Raw genomic sequence first — 25,926 nt, forward strand, 5'->3', positions numbered from 1 at the left:
TTTTTCTTCTTCTTTAGCTTTTGCTATTTCTCTTGCTTTCTCTTCTTCTTTAGCTTTTGCTATTTCTCTTGCTTTTTCTTCTTCTTTAGCTTTTGCTATTTCTCTTGCTTTTTCTTCTTCTTTAGCTTTTGCTATTTCTCTTGCTTTTTCTTCTTCTTTAGCTTTTGCTATTTCTTATGCTTTTTCTTCTTCTTTAACTTTTACTTCTTCTTTAGCCTTTACTATTTCTTGCGCTTTCTCTTCTTCTTTAACTTTTACTTCTTCTTTAGCCTTTACTATTTCTTGCGCTTTCTCTTCTTCTTTAACTTTTACTTCTTCTTTAATTTTTGCCTCTTCTTTAGCCTTTGCTATTTCTTGCGCTTTTTCTTCTTCTTTAACTTTTACTTCTTCTTTAATTTTTGCCTCTTCTTTAGGTTTTACCATTTCTTGCGCTTTCTCTTCTTCTTTAACTTTTACTACTTTTGCCTCTTCTTTAGGCTTTACTATTTCTTGTGCTTTCGTTGTTTCTTTCGCTTTTGCTACTTTCTGCGTCTTTATTTCTTTCTTTTCTTTAACTGATTTTTGTACTTTCGCTACTTGCTTCGTTTTCTCTTCAGTTTTCTTTTCAGTTGGTGCTGTACTTGATAGGAAAGAAACGTTTGCATAAGCAGTTTTTCCTTTATACTCAAATTGCAGCCATCCGTCTTTTACTTGATGCGTTGATTCAATTACATCATCTTTTTTTAGTCTGCCAAGAATTTCTGAATCCGTGTTTGCTTCAGTACGTACATTTAACAAATTCGCCGTTACATGATATACATCTTTTGTAAACTCCGAACTTACAAACACTTCTTTACCATTCAACTCAATTTTTGACCAGCCATCTTCGGTATTTATGACTTTTAACTCTTGCCCATTCTTTACTTTTTCGACCACTTTTGATTCTGTAGTCGGTTTTTCACGTACGTTAAGTACATCTGCTGTTACGATTGTTTCTGCGGTAGCAGTTGTGGTAAACGCTCCTAATCCAAAAACAGTTGCTGTTGCTGCGCCAATTACTTTTTTCATATTAGCCTCCATTAAATTTTTTTGAATTTTATCAAATGCCTCCGTAAAATTGTATAATTTTACATAATATCAAAACATTTGCAACAGTATATTAATACGGCTTAATATACTGTTATTAAAAATCCTCACTTCAATACTAACAAATTCTTATTTCTAATTCTATATATTATAAATCTCCTTATCTTTTATAAAAGCTCCATGCCCTTCTTCACACTAAATAGTTGTGGCAATTCCCGCCAAAAATAAACTTACGATTGCTAAAATTTGAGTAGCGACTATAGCCCCTCTTAAATGAAACTTATAATCTTTATATCCTTTCATACCTTCCGTACTAGGAATCACAACAAACCTTGGAGTAATCCAGCAAAAAATTAGCCAATCAATTATAAGTAAATCTACTAAATTGAAAATCATTAAAATACCAAAAGTGTGTAAATAGGAATCCATATACATTAACTTTTCATGCTTATGTAGTATATATGTAGAAACGAAAGGACTACCGAAAAGAATAGTATTATATACAATATTAAAATAAATGGTTTGCTTTTTTTCATGAATCGATTTTGGAAAAACTACTTTTTGAATATCTTTCGGATAATCAGTTAAAGAAAGTCGTGGATTATAATATAAGGACCCTAAAATCATTACGGATAGTACAATAGACATGATGACACCAACGTACATCATTTGCTCAAATTGATTCATAAGCTTCATTCACCCTTTTCTGTAATTACTATGATGGTCATTCACTTAATTACATATTGTATGTACGTACATAATCAAAAATTAACAACTAGCTTTAATAGCGAAGCAAAATTGTTGCAATGCAAATGCAAATTTAATACAGTGGAAGCCTAATTGATACAGATAGGATTGGTGAAACCTATGAAAATTGAACATATTGCAATTTGGGCAAATGACATAGAATGTATGCGTGATTTTTATATGAAATACTTTAATGGTAAAGCAAACTCTTTATATTATAATAAAACGAAACAATTTGAATCTTATTTTATTACGTTCGAATCTGGAGCAAGACTTGAACTTATGCGTAAAAAAGGGATTGAAAATAAGCCTAATTTAAACATAACTGGCTATGCTCATATGGCTTTTTCTGTCGGTAGTGAAGAACGTGTGAATGAACTGACAAAGGTGATAAAAGATGCTGGTTATCCTTTATTAAATGGACCACGTTTTACTGGAGATGGCTATTATGAAAGTGTAATAGGCGATCCAGAAGGCAATCAAATAGAAATTACGATTTAACTTACCCTTTTCCACCACCTCCGTATTTTTCCACGGATTAGGCGGTGCTGTTGCTGAGGTGCCAAATGAGGCAACTGCTTACTTTTACCGAAAAGCACTATCAAACATGTCAATATTCGCTACTTGGGAGCAACCAGAAGGTGCCGCTGGAAGTATTCGATGGGTTGAAGACTTCCGCTTAGCGATGCTTCCATTTACAAAAGGTGTCTACGTTAATACGCCTGACCTATCCATTAAAAATTGGCCAGATGCATACTTCAGTTGCAACTTTGACCGATTAATGAAAGTAAAAGCGAAATATGATCCGAAAAATGTCTTTAACTTTCCGCAAAGTATTCCGCTTTTTTAAACTATATACTCCACCTAATCTATCTAAATGCAAAACATCCATTTTAAAAAATGGATGTTTTGTAAAAGTAAGTTTACATAATATAATTATCAATCACTTATACCGAATAACTATTCAATCACCGAAAGTAAAACTTTCTCAAGCTCTTTTTTGGATAACATACTTTCGTTTATATAGCCATTCTTTTAATTGTACTTCATCCAAAGTTTCATTCCCCTCTCGTGATCTTTCACACTATATTCGCTCGTTTTTCACAAAAGGTTCATTTTACATGAAAATTTATTTATTACAATAAAAATATAAGGTATATTTTTAAGAAAAGGAGGATTTCAAGAATGAATCAAGAGGATAAAATTTACGCTGAAAAAGTGTTAAAAAATCTATTCATCGGATCACAAGTTGATGGATTACAATTTGGTATTTCTCCAGCCGCTATAAAGATTCATTTCACAAACTTTCACGACTCAGTTGATTATGACGGACAATTATATATCAATATCGAATCCAAATGGTTTTTATTTAATAAACCTCAAAAAAGATACCCATTAAATGAAGCTGAATTTGAAGTTTATTCTGAGGAAGAAGAATATGAAAGAATATGTAAGATAAGAAGACAAAAAGTTACCGATATACAACTCGGCTTAGAAAGCCCTCATTTAATTATTACATTAGAGAGTGGACAAATTATTTTTTTAAATGGTTTTCATGATTATTATGAATGTTGGCAAGCTGGTGTCCTATGTGAGCAATGGCTTGTAGTCGCTACACCTGGGAATGAAATCGCCACTTGGGCTCCCGATGAGTTTATCGATAAATAAACTGTCTTCACGAAGAAGAACCGAAGATATTTTATGAACTACATAACTATTTCTATTACACTTAAACGAATGACCATTTTACTTTAATAGAAATCACTTTATTAAATTTGAAAGGATGATAATGATGGCATCTGTCCATGATTTTGGAATAATTGACGATTTTACTATTCAAAAAAATTACGAAGATTATACACCAGAGAAATATCATTGTATTTCTGTTGATGATGATATTATCAGTAGTTTAAATCAAAATTTATCAATTATGAAAACCTACTTCCATACAGTCAAAAATCAGAAATACGGTTTAGCTTATTGTGGTATTACAATTATCCCGCCTGAATCATTAGCAATTTTCTATGAAACAGTTACATCCTCAAAGTTCTTCAGAAAATCTGATGAGCTGAATGAGTTAGCTTCAAAAATTGTACAAGCTGCAGCAGAACAGAAGTACATGATCCATTATGGGGTTTAAATGTAATTCAAAAAATGCTTAGGATTTCTCCGAAGCATTTTTTGTATGTTACTAATACATTTATTCCTTAACCATTTAGTCAATGCTTGAGCCTATGGACCCATCTTTTACAAGTGAGGGCGCCCCTATTAATCTAAATAAGCGTCTCATTTCCAATCTTCCAGCTAAACCATCTCCCGTGCCCTTCTGTTTCTCCAACCGTTTCACGATATTCGTTTCCGTTAATATAATAATCAATATGAAGGTCACGATCCCACATGTTGTTATACAGGTGGAATACATCACGTTTTGCGCCAATTTCTTGTATTTGTTTTTCTAACTTATGTTTTACTTGTTCTGGTATTTGATTTGCAACATGTGTATGGAAAATACAAATAACAGCTTCTTCACTTATTTGTTCAATAATAGATGATAATAGCTCTACACCGTCTCCTTCTATTAATTGGACAGATTCATTTTTCACTAAAGATGCAGCTTGATCAAACATCTCAAGCCTTTCTTTATGTTCTGGCCAAATTAAAGCACGTAACCATAAATAATCTTCCTCATTATGTAAATCATTCACATGTAAGTCCAGTCCAATTCTTTCTACGACAGATGGGCTTTCTTTTAGAAAATGCGGCACATTTTCCCCTCTTATTTCAGAAGTTACATGCACATTTGAATTTATATTTCCGTACATTTCATCCGTCCCGTACGAATAACTATATTGGTCCCAGAACAGTTGCAACCCAGAACTTGTCCCAATTTCAATTAACGCTAACGGCTTCTTCACTTTGTTAAATATGTAGCAGAAACTTGGGTATAAGTATGCGCACCGTCTTACTTCATTTGTTTGAACGAGTTTCGTTTGTAACAAAGTAATGATTTCTTCTCGGTACTCTTTACAGAAATCTTTAAAATGATTAAAAGCTTTATCTAAATTTGTATCAGCATTTTCAACTAAACTACTATAATACGTTTTTAAATGATGTTCTTTCCCTGCTAGCAATAAATAATGTACTGCACCTAATAGTAAGTTTGGGACTGGTTGACCTACCTGAGCATAGGACGATAGTGTAAGTACTTCCTCATCTTCAGCAATTTTCATTGATAAATATTCATATAAATCACTTGACCCTTTACATTCCTTTATTGAAAAGTTTCGAAATAAGTTTGAAATTTGTTCTTTTGTACACATTAGAGTCCCTCCTTTTTATTTTTCAGAATAATCTTACCATTATAGAAAGAATAATCCTATAAAAAGGTACTCGATTTAGTCACTTAAGGATACGTAAGCTTTTTCGAGATAATTTCAAACTGTAATTTTTTTCTATTTATCACCTTAAAAGAGCTTGTTAAATAAGATTTTTAGCGAATAAAACGTTAAATAGTTTAAAATTATCAGATAACACTAGATATTTTAGTCTATTAATTATTATAATAGAGTATGAGATGGTTATATAATTGAGACAAAAAAGGTATACACCTAGGTGGGGCCTAGGCGGTGTTTCTCTTTTACGGCTTAGACATAGAAAACACCTACACTTTTTTGCCAATATAGGGGATGGAGAGATTATCATGAGCAACATGCAGCAAAAAACAGACGTTATCTTAATTGGTGCAGGAATTATGAGTGCAACGTTAGGCTCATTACTAAAAGAATTAGCACCAGAATGGGAAATTAAAGTTTTTGAAAAACTCGCAAGTGCCGGGGAAGAAAGCTCTAACGAATGGAATAATGCAGGTACAGGGCATTCTGCGCTATGCGAACTGAACTATACTTCCGAAAAAGCTGACGGATCTATAGATATTAGTAAGGCTGTAAAAGTGAATGAGCAATTCCAGCTTTCAAGACAATTTTGGGCATATCTTGTAAAGAGCAAATTAATTCGTAATCCACAAGATTTTATTATGCCACTACCTCATATGAGTTTAGTACAAGGGAAAAAAAATGTTGAGTTTCTAAAAAACCGTTTTGAAGCGCTTTCAAAAAATCCACTGTTTCAAGGAATGGAATTTTCTGATGCTCCTGAAACATTAAAAAAATGGCTTCCACTCATTATGGAAGGCCGCACATCTAATGAACCGATGGCGGCAACGAAGATTGACTCTGGAACGGATGTTAACTTCGGTGCATTAACACGTATGTTGTTTGATTACTTAAAAACAAAAAATGTCGAGCTAAACTACAAGCATAGTGTCGAAAATATTAAGCGCACGAAAAATGGTTTGTGGGAAGTAAAAGTACACGATATGAATAGTGGTAAAATTGAGCATCATACTGCTAAATTCGTCTTTATTGGCGGCGGTGGCGGTAGCCTACCTCTACTTCAAAAGACTGGTATCCCTGAATCAAAACATATCGGTGGATTCCCGGTAAGTGGACTATTTATGGTATGTAAAAACCAAAAAGTTGTAGAGCAACATCATGCGAAAGTGTACGGTAAAGCTAAGGTTGGTGCTCCGCCAATGTCTGTACCTCATCTAGATACGAGATATATAGACAATAAAAAAGCTTTACTGTTTGGACCATTCGCAGGCTTCTCACCTAAATTCTTAAAAACAGGTTCAAATCTTGACTTAATCGGTTCTGTAAAACCGAATAACGTCTTAACGATGTTAGCCGCTGGTGTAAAAGAAATGGGACTTACAAAATACTTAATTCAGCAAGTTATGTTATCACACGAAAAACGTATGGAAGAATTACGCGAATTCATTCCGAACGCGAAAAGTGAAGATTGGGATATTGTAGTTGCTGGGCAACGTGTACAAGTAATTAAAGATACTGATGCTGGTGGTAAAGGGACACTTCAATTTGGTACAGAAGTAGTAAGTGCAGCTGACGGCTCAATCGCCGCATTACTAGGCGCATCACCAGGTGCTTCTACTGCTGTTCACGTCATGCTTGAAGTATTAGAAAAATGTTTCCCAAGCCGCATGATAGAATGGGAAGAAAAAATAAAAGAAATGATTCCTTCATATGGCATTTCACTAACTGAAAATCCAAGATTGTTCCAAGATCTTCACACTTCTACTGGTCGTACACTTGGATTAAACGAAAAAGAAACTGTTCATAATTAATGAAGAAATAAAAAAACGTCCGATATATTCGGACGTTTTTTTGTCTACTAAAAATTATACTTATCAATATTATCTTTCGTAAATACAACTCGTTCTGGTAATACGATAATTCCATTCCCTTCTGCCTCATAATCATATCCTTGAATGGAGTTTGGCTCTACCTTCACTTTTCCAATTCCTTTTACTTCGAAGCTATCCCCTACTTTTAACTTCTTCCCTTTTACAACAATTTCATTTGCTACATACGTTGCGAGAGCACCTTGTTGTTTTACATCCCATAAACCAAATTGTGCTACTGTTCCTCGTTTTACGTAATCACGCATAACGTTTGGTGTAGAGAAGCCAGTTACGACAACCTTTTTATCCATTTTTAAATTTTCAGCTGCTTGTGCCATTGCCGGAAGTGCCGTTGCATCTGGACAAATGACTGCATTAATATCAGGATACGTTTTTAAAATATTCTCTCCTACTGACAAAGACTTTTGCGCATTATTTTCACCGTACTGCGTCGTTACAATTTCCCAGTTCGGATATTTCTTTTTAATAATTTCTTTCGCTTTCGTTACCCATTGGTTTTGATCCGTTACTGTCGGGCTAGAATAAAAGAAGGCTACTTTTCCTTTATCTCCAATTTGCTTTGAAGTCATTTCTATTAATAAATTAGCAAGTTGGTCTGGTGTTCCTTGGCTTATATAAAAAGAACGATCTTTCGGATTCACATCAGAATCCCACGTTAAGACAGTCATTCCTTTTTTCTTAGCACGTTGTAGTGATTGCGATAAACCATCAACTGATGTAGAGGAAACCATAAGTGCATCATAGTTTTGGTTAATAAAATTATTTATATACTTTACTTGCCCGGATACGCTCGCTTCAGACGGTCCATCATACTTCACTTGCACGCCTAACTTATCTCCCATCTCTTTTGCCCCTTCACCACCCGATGTGAAGAAACCAACTCCTGTTAATTTCGGAATAAATGCAAATTTCACATCATCAACCTTTTTCTTATCTGCCGTTTGGCTAGAACACGCAATTAAACCGATTAAACAAATACATACAATCAATACAATCCCCAGTTTTCTCTTCATGACATTTCCCCCTTATGCAAATTCTTTCTTTTCTCCGCTAAGAATTGATGTAATTTGAAATGTCTCATAATAACTGAAAGAATAAGGATAATACCTATTACTACATTGGATTGTTCATTTGTTAAACCCGTCATTTGCAAGCCATACTGCATGAGCCCAATAAAAATACTCGCTAGTACAGTACCAATAATACTTCCTTTTCCCCCCGTAATAAGTGTCCCGCCTAATACGACTGCTGTAATGATTGGTAAAATTGTTTCACTTCCCATATCAGCACGTGCGGAACCAAAATATGCGGTTAAGAAAGCACCTCCTAATCCACCTCCTAACCCGGAAAGTATGTAAGCGATAATGACTACTTTTTTCGTTTTAATCCCGGTGTATTTTGCTGTATTTTCGTTCGCACCTGTTAATTTTACATGGCGCCCGTATATAGTTCGGTGAAATAATACAGTACATAAAACTGTTAATACGATCAGTAGCCATAATAAATTCGGTATTCCTATAAAACTACCGTTTGCCAGTTGTACAAATGTGTCAGGTAAACCGCTTATTCCTTCGTACCCAGAAGCACCTGCCCCTCCTGAAATGACGAGGGCAATTCCCCCGTATAAAAACATCGTTCCGAGTGTAACGACGAGTGGTTCTACATCCGTCATTTTTATAATGAGTCCGTTTAAAGCGCCTGCTAAACAACTAATTATTAGGGCGATTATAACAGCAAACAAAATAGGTATTCCGTTCATCCAAAGTACACCGATTAAGATTGAAGTGAGCCCCATTATTGAGCCGATCGATACATCAATTCCTCCTGTTACTATAACAAAAGTCATTGGTATCGCCGCAATTGCGATAAATAGGAAATCATTTGTACTAAAAAGGAGATTACTAATATTTAAGAAATCACTATTTATTAAACTAAAAAGGATGAATTCTACAAGAAGTAATACAATTAGAACCCCTTCCCATCTATATACATACTTCATAGATTCATCCTCCTTTCTGCCTTCCACTTTTTCATAACACTATCTAATATGATGATAAGTAATAATAAAAAACCTGAAATAGCATTATTCCAAAATGCTGGTATTTTTAAAAAGACGAGTGAGCTACTTATTGTTTCTAAAAATAACGCTCCTAATGCAGCTCCAAATAAAGATCCTGTTCCTCCTTTTAAATGAATTCCTCCTAGTACAGCGGCTGCGATTACTTGTAATTCTAATCCTGTACCTGTTTGATTTGGCACGAAACCGATATTCATAACAAATATGCAACCAGCGAGCGCAGCGCTTATGCCTGAAATCATAAACGCATATATCTTCACTTTATTTACAGGTATACCAATAAGCCTCGCGCCATCTTCATTATCACCTACCGCATAAAAGTATCTTCCCAATGGCACTTTTCTTAAAAAGAAGTATAGTAGTAGTAAAATAATAAGAACGAACCATACAGTTATAGGTAAACCAAGAATGATGATAGATGACAGCTGCTTAAAATCGTTTGGAATATCTTCAATCCACTTCCCGCCTGTGAAAATTAACATTGTACCTCTAATAATTCCTAACATGCCTAATGTCATAATAATGGCTGGTACCCGAAACTTCGCAACTCCAATACCATTTACGAAACCAATAATGGCCCCAAGTATAATAGCTACAAATATCGACAAGAATGCACTATACCCATTCGTTAACATCATTCCGCAAACTGCTGCACTTAACCCCATGCTTGAACCAACTGATACATCTATATTTTTCGTAAATAAGACGAACGATTGACCGATTGCTAGCACGACTAAAATAACGCTTGATTTCATCAGTAAAGATAACGAGTTAAATTGAATAAAACTAGGGTTTATCATTCCTACAATAGCTATATAAATTAGTAGTAACAGTATGATAGACGTTTCATGCATTTTTAACATATGTTTCATTCCGCTACACCTCCGTATGCAAGGCGTGTAACTTCATTCACACTCAGTTGTTCTTTTTCCATATGAGAAACAAATCGCCCATTTCTCATTACATATACACGGTTTACTAATTGGACAATTTCTTCAACATCTGAAGAGATTAATAAAATTGCGAGTCCTTCCCTTTTCATTTTTTTTATCGTCTCATACACTTCAAGCCTTGCTTTCGCATCAATTCCGCGAGTCGGCTCATCAAGAATAATAATTTTAGGATTACATGCAAGATACTTCGCAAGCACGACCTTCTGCTGATTACCTCCTGATAAAGATGCCAGTTCTTTATTCATATCCTGTACAACAATTCGGAACTGTTCTATAAACGAATTAACTAAAGCGCTTTCTTTTTCTTTATTTATAAAAAAGCGATTATTTTGATATAAACTTGCTGCTGCAATATTTTCTTTAACAGAAGCAATTGAGAAAATTCCATTCCTCGCCCTATCCTCTGGCACATAAACTAGTCCTTCGTCTAGCCTTTTATGCAAAGAACACGTATCAATTGATTTTCCACCCAATAAGATAGACCCTGATTTTATAGTTTTCAATCCAAATATCGCTTCTGCTAATTCCGTTCTGCCAGATCCTATAATGCCAGCAACACCTACAACCTCACCCGCATGTACAGTGAATGATATATTTTCGAATGCGTGACCATTTATATCAACCACTTCTAATATTTTTTTCGTCTTTACTGTCTCTTGAACTACTTCTATTTTCTCTTTCTGTTTATATCCTTTTGGCAATAGTCCCTCCATCAGCATGTCATATGTATAGTCACATACATCACCTTGGCTTACAACCATTCCATCACGTAGTATTGCTACTTTGTTGGCAATTTCAAAGATTTCTGGAAAACGATGCGTAATATAAATCATCCCAATTCCTTTTTCTTGTAAACTTTTCATCAACACAAAAAGACTCTTAATTTCGTGTGTTGTTAATGTCGATGTTGGCTCATCTAGAATAAGAATCTCAGCTTCTCTTATTAATCCTCTAACGATTTCTACTAACTGTTGTTGCGCAATCGATAATGTTCCTCCTAGTTTATTAAGGTCAATATCCCATCCTAAGCTGCTAATCAATTGCTGAATCTGTACTTTTAGTTTCTTTTTCTTTTCTTTTAACCCGATACATATATTTTCTTCAATAGTCATATGCGGAAAAATGAGTGGTTCTTGCGGTATTAAATAAATACCTTTTCGGTGTGCTTCTGATGGATTTGAAAACTGTTGCTTCCTTCCTTTTACATACATCTCTCCATCATCATACGAATATAACCCCGTTAATATTTTCATTAATGTTGATTTCCCGGCGCCATTTCCCCCCACTAAAGCGTATATATCTCCGCGCTCTACTTGTAAGTTCACTTCTTTTAATACAAGTTGATTTAAAAACGCCTTACTCATTTTCTTTACTTGTAATAAAGGTACGTTCTCCACATGATGTCACCTGCCTTTATCCAGAACATTTTTTGAGAAAATGATTATTTGTTCTACTTGTTTTGTAGCATTGTATATTCCTTTTTTTATATCTAGAACACTTTTTTCTACGTACTATTAATCGTTTCAACTGGAATAAACAAAATATATGGTACATATGTTTAAGCTGTGGTCAATTGTTGAAAGGGATGAAGAGTATGACTCAGCTGAACTTTGAAGAAAATTTATTAACTAAAGTAGCTTGGTACTATTATAAAGACCAATTAACACAACAGGAGATCGCGTCACTTCTTCATATTTCAAGAAATAAAGTCGTCCGGTTATTAGATAAAGCGCGAAGTGAAGGTATCGTTACATTTCACGTAAAAGGGACTGGTTTGCACTGTTTAAGTATTGAGCGTGACCTAATGAAAAAATTCCACTTAAAAGATGCTTTTATTATCCCTACCCCAGTAAACAATTATCACGCTTCTCTCGGAAAAGCTGCTGCACAATATTTAGAAACTCATCTCCAGCAAGGTGATTTACTCGGTATTGGCTGGGGAGAAACAATTAGCAAAATGCTAGAAAACATTCATTTTGAAAGTTCTATCAACCTTTCAATCGTAACGCTCACAGGCGGGGTAAATCACTATCTCCCGAGAAAACAAAACTATTTACACTACATGCAAGGCGAACTTCACATTATCCCTACGCCGTTTCTAGCGTCTACAACCGAAATGGCACAAAGTATTCTATCAGAACCGAGTGTAAAAGATATGCTTCAAGTCGCTTCACTTGCTCATACGGCTGTTGTCGGTATTGGGGGATTATCTCAAGACGCTACGATTGTAAAAGAAGAAAAATTAACACTACGTGAGATGACATATATTCGTAGTCAAAACGGTGCTGGCGATATTTTAGGACAGTTTTATAATACAAATGGCGATTTATTAGAGCTCTCGCATCACAATCGTCTAATTGGCACGCCCCTCTCTATTTTGCGCAATATGAAGCATGTCGTCGGTGTTGCTGGAGGTACTGAAAAGATAGATGCAATTTATGGTGCCTTAAAAGGAAAGTTTATTCATTCATTAATTACCGATGAGGAAACTGCCCTCTCCTTATTACGAAAGGATGGTGATTGTTAATGTCCCATTTATTAGCTTTCGATGCTGGTACAGGGAGCATTCGAGCAGTTCTTTTTGATTTACATGGTAATCAAATTGCAGTAAGTCAAAAAGAATGGATTCACAAATCTGACCTTCGTTATCCAGGCTCTATGAACTTTGATGTAGTAGAAAATTGGAAGCTAGTACAAGAATGTACGAAAGAGGTGCTTCAAAAAAGCAACACTCCTGCCTCTTCAATTCTTGCTATTAGCGCTACAAGTATGCGAGAAGGATTTGTTTTATATGATCAAGATGGGCAAGAAATATGGGCGTGTGCAAATGTTGATGGGCGCGCATCCGTCGAAGTTAGTGAATTAAAAGAAATTCGGTCACATCTTGAAAAAGATTTATATACAAAGTCTGGTCAAACTTTTTCATTAAGTGCTTTACCACGCCTACTCTGGATAAAAAAACATGAACCCGACGTCTATAATAATATTTACTCTTTTACAATGTTAAACGATTGGATTTTATATAAACTAAGCGGCGTACTACAAATTGATCCCTCAAACGGATGCACGTCAGGTATTTTTGACTTACAAAATAGAGTGTGGGATAACGATGTCGCTAAGGAGTGCGGTCTATCTTTGCCATTTTCACCAACAGTAAATGAAGCTGGTACAGTAATTGGCAACGTTACAAAAGAGTGTGCAGCATTAACTGGATTACGTGAAGGGATTCCTGTCGTCGCCGGGGGTGGAGATGCTCAAATGGCATCGCTCGGAACAGGAATCGTGAAACCGAATCAAACGTTAATATGCGGGGGTAGCTTTTGGCAACAAGAAGTGAATGTTACTGAGCCAATAACAGATCCACATGCTGCGATTCGAGTAAATTGTCACGTCGTTCCGAACCTATGGCAATATGAAACAATCGCCTTTTTCCCAGGTCTCGTTATGCGCTGGTTTCGAGACGCTTTTTGCCAAGAAGAAAAGAAACTTGCTGATAAACTCGGTGTAGATGCTTATGAATTACTAGAAGAACAAGCGAAAGACGTACCTGTCGGTTCATATGGTATTATCCCTACTTTTTCAAACGTTATGAACTACATTTCTTGGCGTCATGCCGCACCTTCATTCTTAAATTTAAGTTTAGACGCTGACAAATGCGGAAAAAAGGAAATGTTCCGTGCTATTGAAGAAAATGCGGCCTTCGTTACACTTGGAAACTTAAAACTAATTGAAAATCTTACTGGTACATTCCCTTCTGAAGTCATTTTTGCTGGCGGTGCCGCTAAAGGGAAACTATGGCCACAAATTCTATCAGACGTACTCGGCATTCCTGTAAAAGTACCAGTTGTGAAAGAAGCAGCTGCTTTAGGAACTGCAATTGCTGCCGGAGTTGGCGCTGGCATATATTCATCTATGGAAGAGACTGCCGAACAATTTGTACAGTGGGAAAATACATTTGAACCAATCACTGAAAATCACGAGCTATACAAAGAATTCTATGAAACATGGAAAACCGTATATAGCAGTCAGCTCGCTTTAGCTGATAAAGGACTTACAACACATATGTGGATTGCACCTGGTGCACTGTAACTCATTTACATAAAGGAGTGAACTGTATGTTAAAAGCGAATGAAAATGATTTCTCCTATCGCTTCGGTGATAACGGGCCGAAATATTTAATACAAGGCCCGAATATTGATCTTGGTCTTGTTGTCATTCAGCCTGGGCAAGAATTTCAAAATCATTACCATACAACGTGTGAAGAAGTTTTTTATGCGTTAGAAGGTGAAATAGACTTCTATGTAAATAACGAAAGAGTTCCCATTAAACAAGGTGATGTCCTGCAAGTTCGCCCTCATGAATCTCACTATCTGATTAACCATTCTGACAAACCTTTTAAAGCTGTTTTTATAAAGTCACCACATTTACCAAATAAAGATACGGTACAAACGGAAAATCCAACATTAACGAAGGAGTGATTTTGAATGACTTGGGGATTTAAAAATCGATTAAATACAATTTTACCTGATGGTAGAGCGGTTATGTTAGCAATAGATCACGGTTATTTCTTAGGACCAATTCACGGACTAGAACAACCACTTGAAACAGTTAAAAACTTACTTCCTTATACAGACTCCCTCTTTTTAACACGCGGTGTACTTAGCTCCTGCATTCCTGAAAACTGCAACACACCGATGGTTATGCGTGTATCTGGTGGCGCTACTGTCGTCGGTAAAGATTTAGCGAATGAAACAATTGTTACACCTGTGAAGGAAGCAGTGAAGCAAAACGCAATTGGCGTTGGCGTTTCTGTTTTTGTCGGATCAGACTATGAAACACAAACTGTTACAAATCTCGCAAATGTAGTCTCTGAAGCTCACGATTACGGCCTACCAGTACTCGGCATTACCGCAGTCGCAAAGGAATTACAAAAACGTGAAGCTCGCTTTCTAGCACTTGCTTCCCGCGTATGTGTTGAAATGGGTGCTGATATTATTAAAACGTATTACTGCGAAGGATTCGAAAAAATAACGAGCACATGCCCTGCCCCAGTCGTCATCGCGGGCGGCCCAAAACTAGATTCAATTGAAGACGCATTAAACATTACGTACAATGCATTGCAAGAAGGAGCAATTGGAGTAGACATGGGCCGAAACATATGGCAATCCGAGCACCCAGCTGCGATGATCCAAGCAATACATGGCATTGTGAAAAATGGATTGAATGTGAAAGAGGCACTTGAACTTTATGATGATGTGAAGAATTAATGTGAAAAGACAGACTATTTATTAGTCTGTCTTTTTTACTTTACAGTGAAACTTTCATAATCCGTCTTCTAATATGATACATACTTAAATTTTATACACCTTCAAATGATTACTCTTGTTGATCGCTATTAAGCTTTGAAACTTTCTTACCTTCTCTATAATCAAGACAAGACACTTCAATTAATAAGCCATTAAATACTGTAAAATAAAAACCATAACTACTACCTCGCATCGAATAAGGTTCCTTATCTATTTCAATGCCGCCTGCTACTAAACGATTATACGCTTGATCAACTTCATTTGAAGTATCCACTAAAAAACCAATATGAAAAGCTTCAGGATACATAACTTCCTTATTTCCCTTAAATGCTTTTGGATCGCTCAGCACAAGTATAAATCCACTTTCATCACTCATAACTACAAGTGCTTTCCCTTTTTGTTCCAAAAATTGAAAATCAAAAAATGTTTCAAAGAAATGTCTCGCTTCTGATAAGTCATCAACACATAAATTTAAATGATTCAGCTTCATGTACTCATCTCCTTTTAAAAAGAAGGGATATAGACTCATTTTCATAACCCTTAAATATGTAAGGCAAGATATTCAAGCGTTCCATCTAAGACTATGCTTTATAAGTCTAATACTTTTCTCCATAGCCTAGAACGTTTTTTATGACTGCAATTATATAAACTGTTCGACGTGAAATATTAATGTACCTATATAAAATAGTCTCATTATTTATTTTCCAGATTGTGTAGAACCCACTCAACCAGGAAAATTGCTGAAGGGATGCGCTCTGTTGTATCACCTAAAAATAGCTTATTAAGTAACTCATCTAAATGAATTGGCTTATTCGGCAACGTTTGAATATACCTTAAAGCAGATCCCGCTGGCGGTACTGGCTTATTATTAATAGCCCATATCCCTTCTAACAATGTCCAAGTTGACGTATGAACTAAGTATGAAGCTTTTAACTCATCATTTGCTTTTAAAGCAGATTGAATTTTAATAAGCGAACTATGCAACCAATGAGAAATGCCCTTCATTTTGTCGCTTGAAACACGATAGTTTTCAAATTCATATGTAGCTATTTCCTTTAACTTTTTTAACTCACCGCTTTTATCAAACAAAATTTTCCCTTCTAGAAATGAGTATAGTTCCATCGGATTGTTTTTAAAGTTTACTTGAATTTGATTAAAATCTGCACCCTTATATTCAACTAAAATATCTTCTCTCATTTCAGAATGAAATTTCTTCTTTTGTCCGTCTTCTAAAAGAATATAGAAGTCTAAATCAGATTCAGGATATGCATCGCCTCTTGCAACAGATCCAATTAGCATGAATCCATTTACCTTTTCCATAGATAAGACTTCCGCTACTATTGTTTGCACTAATTTTTTATGTTGTTCATATGTAATGAATGCAAGTTTTTCTATCATTCCCATCCCCCCAGTCATAAAAAAGAGGATACATGATTGCTTCTACAACATGTATCCTCTACTTATATATTACGACTGTTGATAAGCCGATTTCGATGATTTCACATAATAAACTGCATGATCCACATTAATAATATGATCTGGCTTTGGTTTACCACGGCCCGCTCTATGTCCAGCTAAGTGTTCTTCACTTGTTTCCCAGTTTTTCCATGCTTCTTCAGATTCCCAGCGAATCATTACGACAACTTCTTCGTCGCCGCGTCTTACTTTTTTCACGAGAACACTTAAATCGATGAAGCCTTCAAATTTTTCAATAATACCTTCTCCAGTGAAACGTTCTACAACTATATTTGATGTACCTTCTTTTACTGTAAATGTTTTCGTTTCGATAAACATATATCCCACTCCCTCTTTGTTATACGAATACTAGTATTCTTCTATTATAATTGATTATGATAATTATTTTCAATTGTAAAGTTTTAATTTTTTGAATTATGCTGATTTCTTTTCTATCGCCTCATCTAAAAATTTGAAATATGGAAGTAACATGCCTATTAAAGATGTAACACATATAATTGCACCGATGATTACATATAGCGCTCTTACTCCCCACATTTCACTCAATATCCCCCCTACTAACACACCTAATGGCATAGCGGATCGTATAAAAAATAAACGCACTGAAAATACTTGTCCTATCATATTATTTGGGACGGTTTGTTGGCATATTGTCGTGTTATGAACATTGAAAAATGCAATACAAATCCCTGCTATTACTTCAATTATTATTGCAATGATAATACTATGATTGAATCCTAATAAAATGTATGTGAGTCCCCCTATAAACAATCCTCCAAGCATAAGTATACGCCGGCTTTTATATGTTACTTTTCCGACTAATACTGAGCCAATTACGTAGCCAAGTGGAAAACCTGCCATGAAATAACCGTACTCTGCATATCCCGCTGACAGCTCGTCTTTTATATAAGGAAGATTTGTGACCATCGTTACCCCTACTCCAAACTGCACGAAAGTAAGAAATATACCGAGCCAAACGATGATTGGTTTTGTGAAAAAATATGTAAAACCGTGAAAAAACTGTTCTAGCCACGTTTTCCGAATAGGTTGCGACGTTCTATTTTCTTTTATATAAAATAAGAAAGTGCCACTAACAAATAAACATATGCATACGAAAGATAATGTAAGTTCTGTTCCAATCAAATGAATGACTACTCCGCCTAATACTGGCGCAAGAAACATCATAAGGCGAGTCATTCCATCAATGTACGCATTTGCATCTTGAAGTTGTTCTTTCCCTGCAATGCTCGGTGTAATTGCTTGACTTGCAGGTGTATAAAGTGGTGTAATAAGTCCCACTACAATTTGAACAACATAAATGTGCCAAACTTCTATACTACCCGAAACTAGCATCACCAAAGGTAATAAAAATACGGACGCTCGTATCCATTGTGAAAATATCATAATCCACTTCCGGCTCCATTTATCAATAAATGGGCCACTTATTAATTGCAATATGAGTGATGGGATGAAATATAATAACCACATACTACTTAAAGCCATTTCTGATCCTGTTAACTCATATACTAGAATTGAATTACCTAACGTTCCGAAAGCCCCTCCTAATTCAGAGATTGCACTACCAATCCACATAAAAAAGAACGAACGATTTTTCAATACACTCTTCATTATAGCTCACCAACTTTTCTCTTAAACTCCTCCCTTTATGTACATTCTTGTTGCATATTATCTACTCAAAAACGCTTCTAATTCTTTCGCTAACGACTGCACTGCTTTCTTCCTTAATACATACTTTCCATCATGTATATCAACTAACTTCGCTGCACGTAACAATTTCAAATGATGGTGTACTGTCGATTTACCAAGCTGCAATCTTTCCGTTATTTCCTGTAATGTACGTTCTTTTTCAAACAACATTTTTACAATTCGCAATCTCGCCTCATCCCCAAGAGCCTTATGTTTTTGAACTAAAAAATAATTCGGTTCATACGGATCTTCAGGATGAATGCTTTCATTCGCAACTGGATAATGAAATACTTTCGTATCATCAATATCTGCTTCAATATTCCACGGTCTGTACGTCATTTGCGGAATAAGAAGTACGTGATGAACACTTGGCTCTGGCATATAGTTCACGCCACCAGTCGCCCACTCGACAAACTCTTCCGGCTTCATCTTTTTATTCATTTCATTTTTTGCTTCATAATCTCGTTTTAATATAGAAAGTATTTCTTCTTCCTCACTCTTAATTACACTCTCATACCAACCTGTCATTACAGCGATTAAATGAGATTTCAGCACTTGTACATCTACATCACATATAAAGCGAATGTACGTAGAGAAAAACTGATGATCATGTGTTAATTCCTTTAGTTCATGTATTGCAGTTCCATCTCTACTTGCGGCTAAACGTCTTTTTTTCTCATATTTCTCCCCTAAAAACGGTAAACATATATACTTCAAATCTTCTTCTGAAAGTGAATCGATTTTAACATGAAACTGTGATACATCCTGTATGTCTTCTTCATACAACAACTGAAGCAATGCTTTCCACGTATTATTTTCTTCGACAAATTGTAAGTGCTCTCTCATTTCTTCTGTTAATGATTTCTTAATTTCTTCCCATTCATTTTGACTCTTTTCAAGTGTATCAATTAACCTCTTATGAGTAATTGCTGCAATGCCAAGCGCACATTCGAAAAGTATCGAATATTTCACTTGAACGTTATAAGTTTCCCTCTTTCTACTCGTTATGTGATAGACCTCCATTTTTATCCCCTCCTTGTTTGCTATATATCAAATTCTATTTTTATCGAATTTAACCTTCTATATTTTTAGAATTATTTTGCGACTTCAAAAAAACTCTAATCCATGAGCAAATAGAGAAAGGTTTATACTCTTTTTCATTCTGACTCAATTAAAGCCTTGATTATTAAGTATCATATTAAAAAGAAGTTTTTTAATGGCTCTGTTATAAGTTGTCTTTCACCCTCTTGTGCAACTATAGAAAAGGTTTATTGAAGAGAAAAGAGAATTGGTTTTATTAAGAAAAATGAACAGGAGGCTATACGAATGGGAAGAAAAGAAATGTTGCAAAATGGAGTCCAACAAGTTTTTTACGAAGAAGAATGGTACCCACCAATATCAGAAGCGTTAAAGAATCTTACGGTTGAACAAGCATGTTGGCAACCAGAAGGTGCTGCCAGTAATACGATTTGGGAAAATGTGAACCATTTATTAATCTTTAAAGAACGCCTACTTTCCCGCTTACATGAAGACGACACATTTGTTGCTCCACAAAATAATGATGAGACGTTTATCCAAGGTGGACCTAATGATGATGCCGCTTGGTAGCAAACCGTAAAGCGAACGCTTCAAGTACATGATGCCTTACAATCTTCATTAACCGCCCTTCAAGAAGCAGAACTAGATCAACTAAGTCCTTCTCTACCAGTTTGGCAACAATATATGAATATCCTTTTGCATGATGCTTATCATACAGGACAAATTATACAGCTTCGGAAACTTCAAGGTTCATGGCCAACTCACCGTTCTTATTTATAAAGTGAAATTTTAATCAGCTCTTACCAATCGGGATTTTGCGGGCAGCCCATCCCCACCTCACTTCTTTGCTTTCCTTGAATTTTGAGGTAAAAATCTTACTGTCCGTTAATCCGGAATAAACGATGTTTAAAATCGCATACGTTTAATATCCAACAAAACAATTGAAAACAGCTAATTGTTCGATAATTACTGCGATTTCTCAAAATAAAGCAAATTAAAATACATTGATTCCTAACATAACTTACATGCTTCATAACTTCTAATCATAATCCAAATTTGGAAGAATAGATGCTTTTTTATATACAAATAATAACTCTCAAGGAGTTGTTGACATGTATTTCATATTGAATATGTTAGGGATTTTCGTTGTCATATTAATCATTTTCTTATGTTCGCCTAATAAAAAACATATAAAATGGAGACCAATTGTAATTCTCATCCTATTGGAGCTTTTTATTACGTGGTTTATGTTAGGCACAAAGCTCGGCAGTATTATCATTAATAAAATTGCGTCATTTTTCAGTTGGCTACTAGCATGTGCGAATGAAGGTATTCGATTTGCATTTCCTTCAGCTATGGAAAGTCAGCACATTGATTTCTTCTTTAGTGCGTTACTTCCTATCATTTTTGTTATTACTTTTTTCGATATTCTTTCTTATTTCGGAATCTTAACTTGGATTATTGATAAAGTAGGTGCAGTTATTTCAAAGATTTCTCGTTTACCAAAGTTAGAAAGTTTCTTTTCGATTCAAATGATGTTTTTAGGAAACACCGAAGCACTTGCGGTTGTTCGTGATCAATTATCTGTTTTAAAAGAAAATCGATTATTAACTTTTGGAATTATGAGTATGAGTAGCGTTAGCGGATCCATTCTTGGTGCTTATTTATCAATGGTTCCAGCAACATATATTTTCAGCGCAATCCCATTAAACTGTATTAACGCATTAATTTTAGCCAATGTATTAAATCCTGTGGAAGTTTCGAAAGAAGAAGACGTTGTTTACACACCTTCAAAACATGAAAAAAAGGATTTCTTTTCTACTATTTCAAACAGTATGTTAGTTGGGATGAATATGGTTATCGTTATTTTAGCTATGGTAATTGGTTATGTAGCTTTAACAGCATGTTTAAATGGGATTTTAGGATTTTTTGTAACGGGGTTAACAATTCAAAAAATCTTCTCCATTATCTTTAGTCCTTTTGCATTTTTACTCGGTTTATCAGGCAGTGATGCTATGTATGTAGCTGAATTAATGGGGATCAAAATAACGACGAATGAATTTGTTGCAATGATGGATTTAAAATCAAACTTAAAGTCGCTACAACCGCATACGGTTGCGGTTGCAACGACATTTCTAGCTTCTTTTGCTAACTTTAGTACAGTAGGTATGATTTACGGAACTTACAATTCATTATTTGGCGGAGAAAAATCATCAGTCATCGGTAAAAATGTTTGGAAGCTTCTTGTTAGCGGGATGGCTGTTTCTTTATTAAGTGCTATGCTCGTTGGGCTATTTGTATGGTAATTAATTTTAATAATAAAAGACACCCAAGCCAATTGAGTGTCTTTTATTATTATTTTCGAATTTGTCCATTTCCACGAATCACATATTTTGTAGAAGTTAATGCTGGAAGCCCCATTGGTCCTCTTACGTGTAACTTTTGTGTACTGATACCAATTTCCGCTCCGAATCCAAATTCGGATCCATCTGTAAAACGAGTCGATGCATTATGATAAAGTGCCGCGGCATCTACAGAAGTAAAAAACTTGCTGACGTTTTCCTCGTTTTCAGTAATAATTGCTTCAGAATGCATAGATCCATACGTATTTATATGATGAATCGCTTCTTCAACAGTGGAAACCACTTTCACTGCTAGTGTGAGAGATAAAAACTCAGTTTCCCAGTCTTCTTCTGTCGCAAGTAAGATAGAAGAATCAATCGCCACTGCTTTATTATCACCACGTAGCTCCACTCCTCTTTCATTCAAGGAAGAAAACAACTCGCTACCATATTGCTCTGCCCAATTCTCATGAAGTACAATCGTCTCAATTGCATTACATACAGATGGACGCTGTGTTTTTGCATTTATAATAATATTAAACGCCATTTGTTTATCTGCTGTTTCATCAATGAATATATGACAATTTCCCGCACCTGTTTCAAGTACTGGAACAGACGCTTCTCTCACTACTGTATCAATTAATTGTTTACCGCCTCTTGGTATAAGAACATCCAAGTACTCGTTCAATGTAAACAACTGTTTTGCACTATCTCTCGTTGTATCTTCTATGAGCTGTACACTTTCTGAAGGCAAGCTAGTTTGCTTAAGCGCCCGGTGAATAACGCTAACGATGGCTTTGTTAGAATGGATAGCAGAAGAACTACCACGTAGTATTACTGCGTTTCCTGTTTTTAAACAAATTGTAGCAGCATCAACAGTTACATTCGGTCTTGCCTCATAAATCATCCCGACAACACCAAGTGGTACGCGCATCTCCTGAATAGATAGTCCATTTGGCCTTTCCCATGCACTTACACATTCTCCTACAGGATCACGTAATTCAATTAGCTGCTTAATCCCCTCTGTCATATCAATAATACGATTTTCAGTTAGCAGAAGACGATCAAGGAGTGAATCAGAAAATCCTTTTGCCTTACCTTCTTCAATATCCCTCTTGTTTTCTTCTAAAATATAAGCTGTTTCTAATATTAACTGATCAGCTATTGCGGAAAGTGCTTCGTTTTTTTGCTCTGTAGATTTAAGCACAAGCTCTCTAGCAACCTCTTTTGCTTTTATCCCCTTTGCCAACACTTCATTCATTTTTATTTCCTCCTTTTTAAAGTGAAACCCAATGATCCCTATGGATGACTTCATAACTATGTCTCTCGCCTCTTACTTGAATATCTTGGCTTTGCATACCTTTTACATCTATTAGTTCCTCTGCACTATATGTGCATTGTCCTTTTCCTATTACGCGCCCTTGTTGCGTTACAACCTCTACAACTTCACCCACTTGGAAAAATCCTGATACATTCGTAACACCAGCTGGAAGTAAACTCTTACCATGCTGAATGATGGCAGTAGCTGCCCCAGCATCTACTTCAATTTGTCCGCTAACAAGCGAATGTAAGGCAATCCATTGCTTGTTCATCTTCATTTCTTTTTGAGGAGCATTACCAACATACGTTCCATCACCCTTACCCTTCAAAACATCTACAAACTTTTCCTGTCCACGTCCTGTTCCGATAAATACACTCACACCAAGAGAGAGCGCTGTCTTTGCAGCGTCGATTTTTGATTTCATACCGCCAGTCCCAAGTTTTGAGCCAGCATCTCCTGCAAGAGAAGAAATTTCTTCCGTAACTTCAGGAAGAAAATAATATTTTTTTGCATCCGGATTTTTCTGAGGATTTTTGTCATATAACCCGTTCACATCCGTAAAGATCATAAGCATATCCGCCGAAACAAGCCCGCTTACTAAAGCTGACAGCATATCATTATCACCGAACGTCAGCTCCTCTAAAGAGATGGAATCATTTTCATTAATAATTGGAAGAGCGGAGCGGTTTAATAATTCTCCTAACGTAGCGTAAGCATTACTATATTGTTCTTTTCTAGAAAAATCACTCCTCGTCAGCAAAAGTTGCGCAGTAACGATGCCATATTTACGGAATTCCTCCGTGTACGCCTGCATTAACAAACTTTGTCCGACAGCTGCTGCAGCCTGTTTCCCTTTAATCGTTACAGGTCTGCTAGGATATCCTAGCGCTGAAAAACCTGCAGCGACGGCTCCAGATGTAATTAACACAACCTCGTGCCCCTCTTCTTTCAACCGAGCCAATGCGGCAACGTGATCTGAAAGCTGTTCTGTAGAGATGCCTCCGTGACTATCTGCCAAGGAACTACTCCCAATCTTTACAACAACTCGTTGTTTTTTCACTTTTTTATCCCCCAAGTCTAAAATCAAAGTTTTTTATAAATTACACTTCATTCACTTTGTAACTATATCTATTCTCATCAATGCTGCAATGAGGTATTTAAGAGCAAAATAAAAATGACCGCTTCGCCCTTAATAAAATAAAAAGGACGAAACGGTCATTGTTCCGCGGTACCACCTTAATTGATATACATAGATATCCACTTGGTGCCTATAACGCAGGCGAACGCCTAAACTTTCATTTAAGACTCAGGGATAGGTTCGATATATTCTATACGAGGAATCTTTCAGCCGGTGAATTCCACTCTCTTTCGCAAGAAGACATATGTACTAATTCCCTTCAACGATTTTCAATCTAATTTTTTTATATTATGCGATATAGTTCGATTCGGTGTCAAGAGGTATTTTTAAAAATAAATAGAGCCGCAAGTTATTTGTATGAAATTATCGCCCTACTGAATGAAAATACAAAATGATATAAGTTTAACTCATATTCATAAACATAAAACCTTACATTATAGTGTATATATTTACATAATGTCGAATATAATTAATTTTTATCTTTTAGTGTTGCAAAAAGGAATATATTCTCTTAGAATGTTTCTTTATATTGCACAGGGATGTTATTCTTATTCTAAGAAAATAATATCAAACCGATATAATTGATTATAAAAGGAGCAAGATTGAGTTATTATGGATAAACAAATTGGATTCATCGGTTGCGGAAATATGGGAATGGCTATGATTGGCGGAATGATAAACAAAAATATAGTGTCTTCAAATCAAATTATTTGTTCAGATTTAAACACTGCTAATTTAAAAAATGCTAGTGAAAAATATGGGCTAACTACAACTACCGACAACAATGAAGTAGCTAAAAATGCTGATATTTTAATTTTATCAATCAAACCAGACCTATACGCGTCAATAATTAATGAAATAAAAGAAATAATCAAAAACGATGCTATCATCGTTACGATCGCTGCTGGGAAAAGTATTGAAAGTACTGAAAATGCCTTTAATAAAAAAGTAAAGGTTGTAAGGGTAATGCCTAATACTCCTGCTCTTGTTGGAGAAGGAATGTCTGCATTATGCCCGAATGAAATGGTGACAGAAAAAGATTTAGAAGATGTACTAAACATTTTCAATAGTTTTGGTCAAACAGAGATCGTAAGTGAAAAATTAATGGATGTTGTCACATCCGTAAGTGGTTCTTCACCAGCTTATGTATATATGATTATAGAAGCGATGGCAGATGCTGCTGTACTAGATGGTATGCCAAGAAATCAAGCATATAAATTCGCTGCTCAAGCTGTGTTAGGCTCTGCAAAAATGGTACTAGAAACAGGAATACATCCAGGTGAATTGAAAGATATGGTTTGTTCTCCTGGCGGAACGACAATAGAAGCTGTAGCAACATTGGAGGAAAAAGGACTGAGAACAGCGATTATTTCAGCTATGCAGCGTTGTACGCAAAAGTCTGTTGAACTATCTGGTCAAACTAAAAAGTAAAACTGTAAAAGAGATCGCGTTAGCTATGAATTCATATGAATTTA

24 protein-coding genes, 2 pseudogenes and 1 other annotated feature are annotated in these 25,926 nt (G+C 35.6%); of the genes and pseudogenes, 12 read left to right on the plus strand and 14 right to left on the minus strand.

The features are described 5' to 3' along the window. Both ACUN13_RS16895 and ACUN13_RS16900 read right to left on the minus strand, forming a co-directional pair. Positions 1–1,047: pseudogene (locus ACUN13_RS16895) on the minus strand (SH3 domain-containing protein); the annotation flags it as partial. A 213-nt stretch (positions 1,048–1,260) separates the two neighbouring features. Further along, positions 1,261–1,752, minus strand: a complete 492-nt coding sequence (locus ACUN13_RS16900) for a nitroreductase (RefSeq protein ID WP_142292950.1) — start codon at positions 1,750–1,752, stop codon at positions 1,261–1,263. 180 nt (positions 1,753–1,932) lie between these two features. On the opposite strand from ACUN13_RS16900, the gene ACUN13_RS16905 reads away from it, so the two are divergent. From ACUN13_RS16905 to ACUN13_RS16920, 4 genes are all read left to right on the plus strand, one after another. Beyond that, complete coding sequence (locus ACUN13_RS16905; RefSeq protein ID WP_445423885.1) at positions 1,933–2,313, plus strand: VOC family protein; 381 nt, start codon at positions 1,933–1,935, stop codon at positions 2,311–2,313. A gap of 58 nt (positions 2,314–2,371) precedes the next feature. After that, a complete protein-coding gene (locus tag ACUN13_RS16910) occupies positions 2,372–2,662 on the plus strand; it encodes a BBE domain-containing protein (RefSeq protein WP_002025969.1) in 291 nt (96 codons plus the stop codon). Between the two features lie 335 nt (positions 2,663–2,997). Next, positions 2,998–3,480, plus strand: coding sequence for a hypothetical protein (locus ACUN13_RS16915; protein WP_088345534.1), 483 nt, complete (start codon positions 2,998–3,000; stop codon positions 3,478–3,480). Between the two features lie 121 nt (positions 3,481–3,601). Beyond that, positions 3,602–3,952, plus strand: a complete 351-nt coding sequence (locus tag ACUN13_RS16920; protein ID WP_075677206.1) for a short-chain dehydrogenase — start codon at positions 3,602–3,604, stop codon at positions 3,950–3,952. A gap of 133 nt (positions 3,953–4,085) precedes the next feature. Here the strand turns inward: ACUN13_RS16920 and ACUN13_RS16925 are convergent, their stop codons facing one another. Continuing rightward, positions 4,086–5,132 (minus strand): DUF2332 domain-containing protein, encoded by a 1,047-nt coding sequence (locus ACUN13_RS16925; RefSeq protein ID WP_063220891.1) that lies wholly within the window; start codon positions 5,130–5,132, stop codon positions 4,086–4,088. A gap of 380 nt (positions 5,133–5,512) precedes the next feature. Here ACUN13_RS16925 and ACUN13_RS16930 point away from each other — a divergent pair, with 380 nt between their 5' ends. Then, positions 5,513–7,015 carry a malate:quinone oxidoreductase gene (locus ACUN13_RS16930; RefSeq protein WP_000069140.1) on the plus strand — a complete coding sequence of 501 codons (1,503 nt, stop codon included), beginning with the start codon at positions 5,513–5,515 and terminating at the stop codon, positions 7,013–7,015. Between the two features lie 47 nt (positions 7,016–7,062). On the opposite strand, the gene lsrB is transcribed toward ACUN13_RS16930, so the two are convergent. The 4 genes from lsrB to ACUN13_RS16950 are packed head-to-tail and all read right to left on the minus strand — an operon-like array spanning position 7,063 to position 11,520. Continuing rightward, on the minus strand, positions 7,063–8,106 hold the full coding sequence (lsrB, locus tag ACUN13_RS16935) for an autoinducer 2 ABC transporter substrate-binding protein LsrB (RefSeq protein ID WP_000823665.1): 1,044 nt from the start codon (positions 8,104–8,106) through the stop codon (positions 7,063–7,065). After that, positions 8,103–9,092: an ABC transporter permease gene (locus tag ACUN13_RS16940; RefSeq protein ID WP_000878521.1), complete on the minus strand. Its 990-nt coding sequence runs from the start codon at positions 9,090–9,092 to the stop codon at positions 8,103–8,105. The genes lsrB and ACUN13_RS16940 overlap by 4 nt, the downstream gene beginning before the upstream one ends. After that, the gene (locus tag ACUN13_RS16945) at positions 9,089–10,042 is read right to left on the minus strand and encodes an ABC transporter permease subunit (protein WP_000682144.1); all 954 of its coding nucleotides are present in this window, start codon (positions 10,040–10,042) and stop codon (positions 9,089–9,091) included. Before ACUN13_RS16945 ends, ACUN13_RS16940 begins: the two co-directional genes overlap by 4 nt. Next, entirely contained in the window at positions 10,039–11,520 is a 1,482-nt protein-coding gene (locus ACUN13_RS16950) for a sugar ABC transporter ATP-binding protein (protein ID WP_000432615.1), read from the minus strand. The genes ACUN13_RS16945 and ACUN13_RS16950 overlap by 4 nt, the downstream gene beginning before the upstream one ends. A 197-nt stretch (positions 11,521–11,717) precedes the next feature. Here ACUN13_RS16950 and ACUN13_RS16955 point away from each other — a divergent pair, with 197 nt between their 5' ends. From ACUN13_RS16955 to lsrF, 4 genes are read left to right on the plus strand one after another with little or no spacing between them, the layout of a single operon-like run. Next, complete coding sequence (locus ACUN13_RS16955) at positions 11,718–12,650, plus strand: sugar-binding transcriptional regulator (RefSeq protein WP_000192709.1); 933 nt, start codon at positions 11,718–11,720, stop codon at positions 12,648–12,650. Then, positions 12,650–14,212 carry an autoinducer-2 kinase gene (gene lsrK / locus ACUN13_RS16960; RefSeq protein ID WP_445423886.1) on the plus strand — a complete coding sequence of 521 codons (1,563 nt, stop codon included), beginning with the start codon at positions 12,650–12,652 and terminating at the stop codon, positions 14,210–14,212. Before ACUN13_RS16955 ends, lsrK begins: the two co-directional genes overlap by 1 nt. 26 nt (positions 14,213–14,238) lie before the next feature. Next, positions 14,239–14,601: a cupin domain-containing protein gene (locus tag ACUN13_RS16965; RefSeq protein ID WP_000909986.1), complete on the plus strand. Its 363-nt coding sequence runs from the start codon at positions 14,239–14,241 to the stop codon at positions 14,599–14,601. A gap of 6 nt (positions 14,602–14,607) precedes the next feature. Continuing rightward, positions 14,608–15,390: a 3-hydroxy-5-phosphonooxypentane-2,4-dione thiolase gene (gene lsrF / locus ACUN13_RS16970; RefSeq protein WP_000219765.1), complete on the plus strand. Its 783-nt coding sequence runs from the start codon at positions 14,608–14,610 to the stop codon at positions 15,388–15,390. 109 nt (positions 15,391–15,499) lie between these two features. On the opposite strand, the gene ACUN13_RS16975 is transcribed toward lsrF, so the two are convergent. From ACUN13_RS16975 to ACUN13_RS16995, 5 genes are all read right to left on the minus strand, one after another. Continuing rightward, the gene (locus ACUN13_RS16975; RefSeq protein ID WP_000773080.1) at positions 15,500–15,919 is read right to left on the minus strand and encodes a VOC family protein; all 420 of its coding nucleotides are present in this window, start codon (positions 15,917–15,919) and stop codon (positions 15,500–15,502) included. Between the two features lie 203 nt (positions 15,920–16,122). After that, positions 16,123–16,827 carry a nucleotidyltransferase family protein gene (locus ACUN13_RS16980; protein ID WP_000570640.1) on the minus strand — a complete coding sequence of 235 codons (705 nt, stop codon included), beginning with the start codon at positions 16,825–16,827 and terminating at the stop codon, positions 16,123–16,125. A 69-nt stretch (positions 16,828–16,896) separates the two neighbouring features. Further along, positions 16,897–17,223: a heme-degrading monooxygenase HmoA gene (gene hmoA / locus ACUN13_RS16985; protein ID WP_000469498.1), complete on the minus strand. Its 327-nt coding sequence runs from the start codon at positions 17,221–17,223 to the stop codon at positions 16,897–16,899. A 96-nt stretch (positions 17,224–17,319) separates the two neighbouring features. Continuing rightward, positions 17,320–18,534, minus strand: a complete 1,215-nt coding sequence (locus ACUN13_RS16990) for an MFS transporter (protein ID WP_409532154.1) — start codon at positions 18,532–18,534, stop codon at positions 17,320–17,322. A 57-nt stretch (positions 18,535–18,591) separates the two neighbouring features. Beyond that, a complete protein-coding gene (locus ACUN13_RS16995) occupies positions 18,592–19,635 on the minus strand; it encodes an ArsR/SmtB family transcription factor (protein WP_025687459.1) in 1,044 nt (347 codons plus the stop codon). 303 nt (positions 19,636–19,938) lie between these two features. On the opposite strand from ACUN13_RS16995, the pseudogene ACUN13_RS17000 reads away from it, so the two are divergent. Continuing rightward, positions 19,939–20,430 (plus strand): annotated as a pseudogene (locus tag ACUN13_RS17000) (DinB family protein). A 332-nt stretch (positions 20,431–20,762) separates the two neighbouring features. Beyond that, on the plus strand, positions 20,763–21,956 hold the full coding sequence (locus ACUN13_RS17005; RefSeq protein WP_000273596.1) for a NupC/NupG family nucleoside CNT transporter: 1,194 nt from the start codon (positions 20,763–20,765) through the stop codon (positions 21,954–21,956). 49 nt (positions 21,957–22,005) lie between these two features. Here the strand turns inward: ACUN13_RS17005 and ACUN13_RS17010 are convergent, their stop codons facing one another. Then, on the minus strand, positions 22,006–23,253 hold the full coding sequence (locus ACUN13_RS17010) for a glutamate-5-semialdehyde dehydrogenase (RefSeq protein WP_025687458.1): 1,248 nt from the start codon (positions 23,251–23,253) through the stop codon (positions 22,006–22,008). A 16-nt stretch (positions 23,254–23,269) separates the two neighbouring features. Continuing rightward, positions 23,270–24,373 carry a glutamate 5-kinase gene (gene proB / locus ACUN13_RS17015; protein ID WP_000744808.1) on the minus strand — a complete coding sequence of 368 codons (1,104 nt, stop codon included), beginning with the start codon at positions 24,371–24,373 and terminating at the stop codon, positions 23,270–23,272. A gap of 139 nt (positions 24,374–24,512) precedes the next feature. Continuing rightward, positions 24,513–24,723 (minus strand) — a binding site (T-box leader). Between the two features lie 340 nt (positions 24,724–25,063). Here proB and proC point away from each other — a divergent pair. Then, complete coding sequence (gene proC / locus ACUN13_RS17020; protein ID WP_000360723.1) at positions 25,064–25,882, plus strand: pyrroline-5-carboxylate reductase; 819 nt, start codon at positions 25,064–25,066, stop codon at positions 25,880–25,882. Positions 25,883–25,926: the final 44 nt, after the last annotated feature.

Source organism: Bacillus cereus group sp. Bce041, from assembly GCF_052646455.1.

What these genes read in the sequence shown, in the direction of transcription:
- ACUN13_RS16900 (WP_142292950.1), bottom strand. Translation starts at nt 1,752, where the DNA reads ATGAATCAATTTGAGCAAATGATGTACGTTGGTGTCATCATGTCTATT.
- ACUN13_RS16905 (WP_445423885.1), top strand. Translation starts at nt 1,933, where the DNA reads ATGAAAATTGAACATATTGCAATTTGGGCAAATGACATAGAATGTATG.
- ACUN13_RS16915 (WP_088345534.1), top strand. Translation starts at nt 2,998, where the DNA reads ATGAATCAAGAGGATAAAATTTACGCTGAAAAAGTGTTAAAAAATCTA.
- ACUN13_RS16920 (WP_075677206.1), top strand. Translation starts at nt 3,602, where the DNA reads ATGATGGCATCTGTCCATGATTTTGGAATAATTGACGATTTTACTATT.
- ACUN13_RS16925 (WP_063220891.1), bottom strand. Translation starts at nt 5,132, where the DNA reads ATGTGTACAAAAGAACAAATTTCAAACTTATTTCGAAACTTTTCAATA.
- ACUN13_RS16930 (WP_000069140.1), top strand. Translation starts at nt 5,513, where the DNA reads ATGAGCAACATGCAGCAAAAAACAGACGTTATCTTAATTGGTGCAGGA.
- lsrB (WP_000823665.1), bottom strand. Translation starts at nt 8,106, where the DNA reads ATGAAGAGAAAACTGGGGATTGTATTGATTGTATGTATTTGTTTAATC.
- ACUN13_RS16940 (WP_000878521.1), bottom strand. Translation starts at nt 9,092, where the DNA reads ATGAAGTATGTATATAGATGGGAAGGGGTTCTAATTGTATTACTTCTT.
- ACUN13_RS16945 (WP_000682144.1), bottom strand. Translation starts at nt 10,042, where the DNA reads ATGAAACATATGTTAAAAATGCATGAAACGTCTATCATACTGTTACTA.
- ACUN13_RS16955 (WP_000192709.1), top strand. Translation starts at nt 11,718, where the DNA reads ATGACTCAGCTGAACTTTGAAGAAAATTTATTAACTAAAGTAGCTTGG.
- lsrK (WP_445423886.1), top strand. Translation starts at nt 12,650, where the DNA reads ATGTCCCATTTATTAGCTTTCGATGCTGGTACAGGGAGCATTCGAGCA.
- ACUN13_RS16965 (WP_000909986.1), top strand. Translation starts at nt 14,239, where the DNA reads ATGTTAAAAGCGAATGAAAATGATTTCTCCTATCGCTTCGGTGATAAC.
- lsrF (WP_000219765.1), top strand. Translation starts at nt 14,608, where the DNA reads ATGACTTGGGGATTTAAAAATCGATTAAATACAATTTTACCTGATGGT.
- ACUN13_RS16975 (WP_000773080.1), bottom strand. Translation starts at nt 15,919, where the DNA reads ATGAAGCTGAATCATTTAAATTTATGTGTTGATGACTTATCAGAAGCG.
- ACUN13_RS16980 (WP_000570640.1), bottom strand. Translation starts at nt 16,827, where the DNA reads ATGATAGAAAAACTTGCATTCATTACATATGAACAACATAAAAAATTA.
- hmoA (WP_000469498.1), bottom strand. Translation starts at nt 17,223, where the DNA reads ATGTTTATCGAAACGAAAACATTTACAGTAAAAGAAGGTACATCAAAT.
- ACUN13_RS16990 (WP_409532154.1), bottom strand. Translation starts at nt 18,534, where the DNA reads ATGAAGAGTGTATTGAAAAATCGTTCGTTCTTTTTTATGTGGATTGGT.
- ACUN13_RS16995 (WP_025687459.1), bottom strand. Translation starts at nt 19,635, where the DNA reads ATGGAGGTCTATCACATAACGAGTAGAAAGAGGGAAACTTATAACGTT.
- ACUN13_RS17005 (WP_000273596.1), top strand. Translation starts at nt 20,763, where the DNA reads ATGTATTTCATATTGAATATGTTAGGGATTTTCGTTGTCATATTAATC.
- ACUN13_RS17010 (WP_025687458.1), bottom strand. Translation starts at nt 23,253, where the DNA reads ATGAATGAAGTGTTGGCAAAGGGGATAAAAGCAAAAGAGGTTGCTAGA.
- proC (WP_000360723.1), top strand. Translation starts at nt 25,064, where the DNA reads ATGGATAAACAAATTGGATTCATCGGTTGCGGAAATATGGGAATGGCT.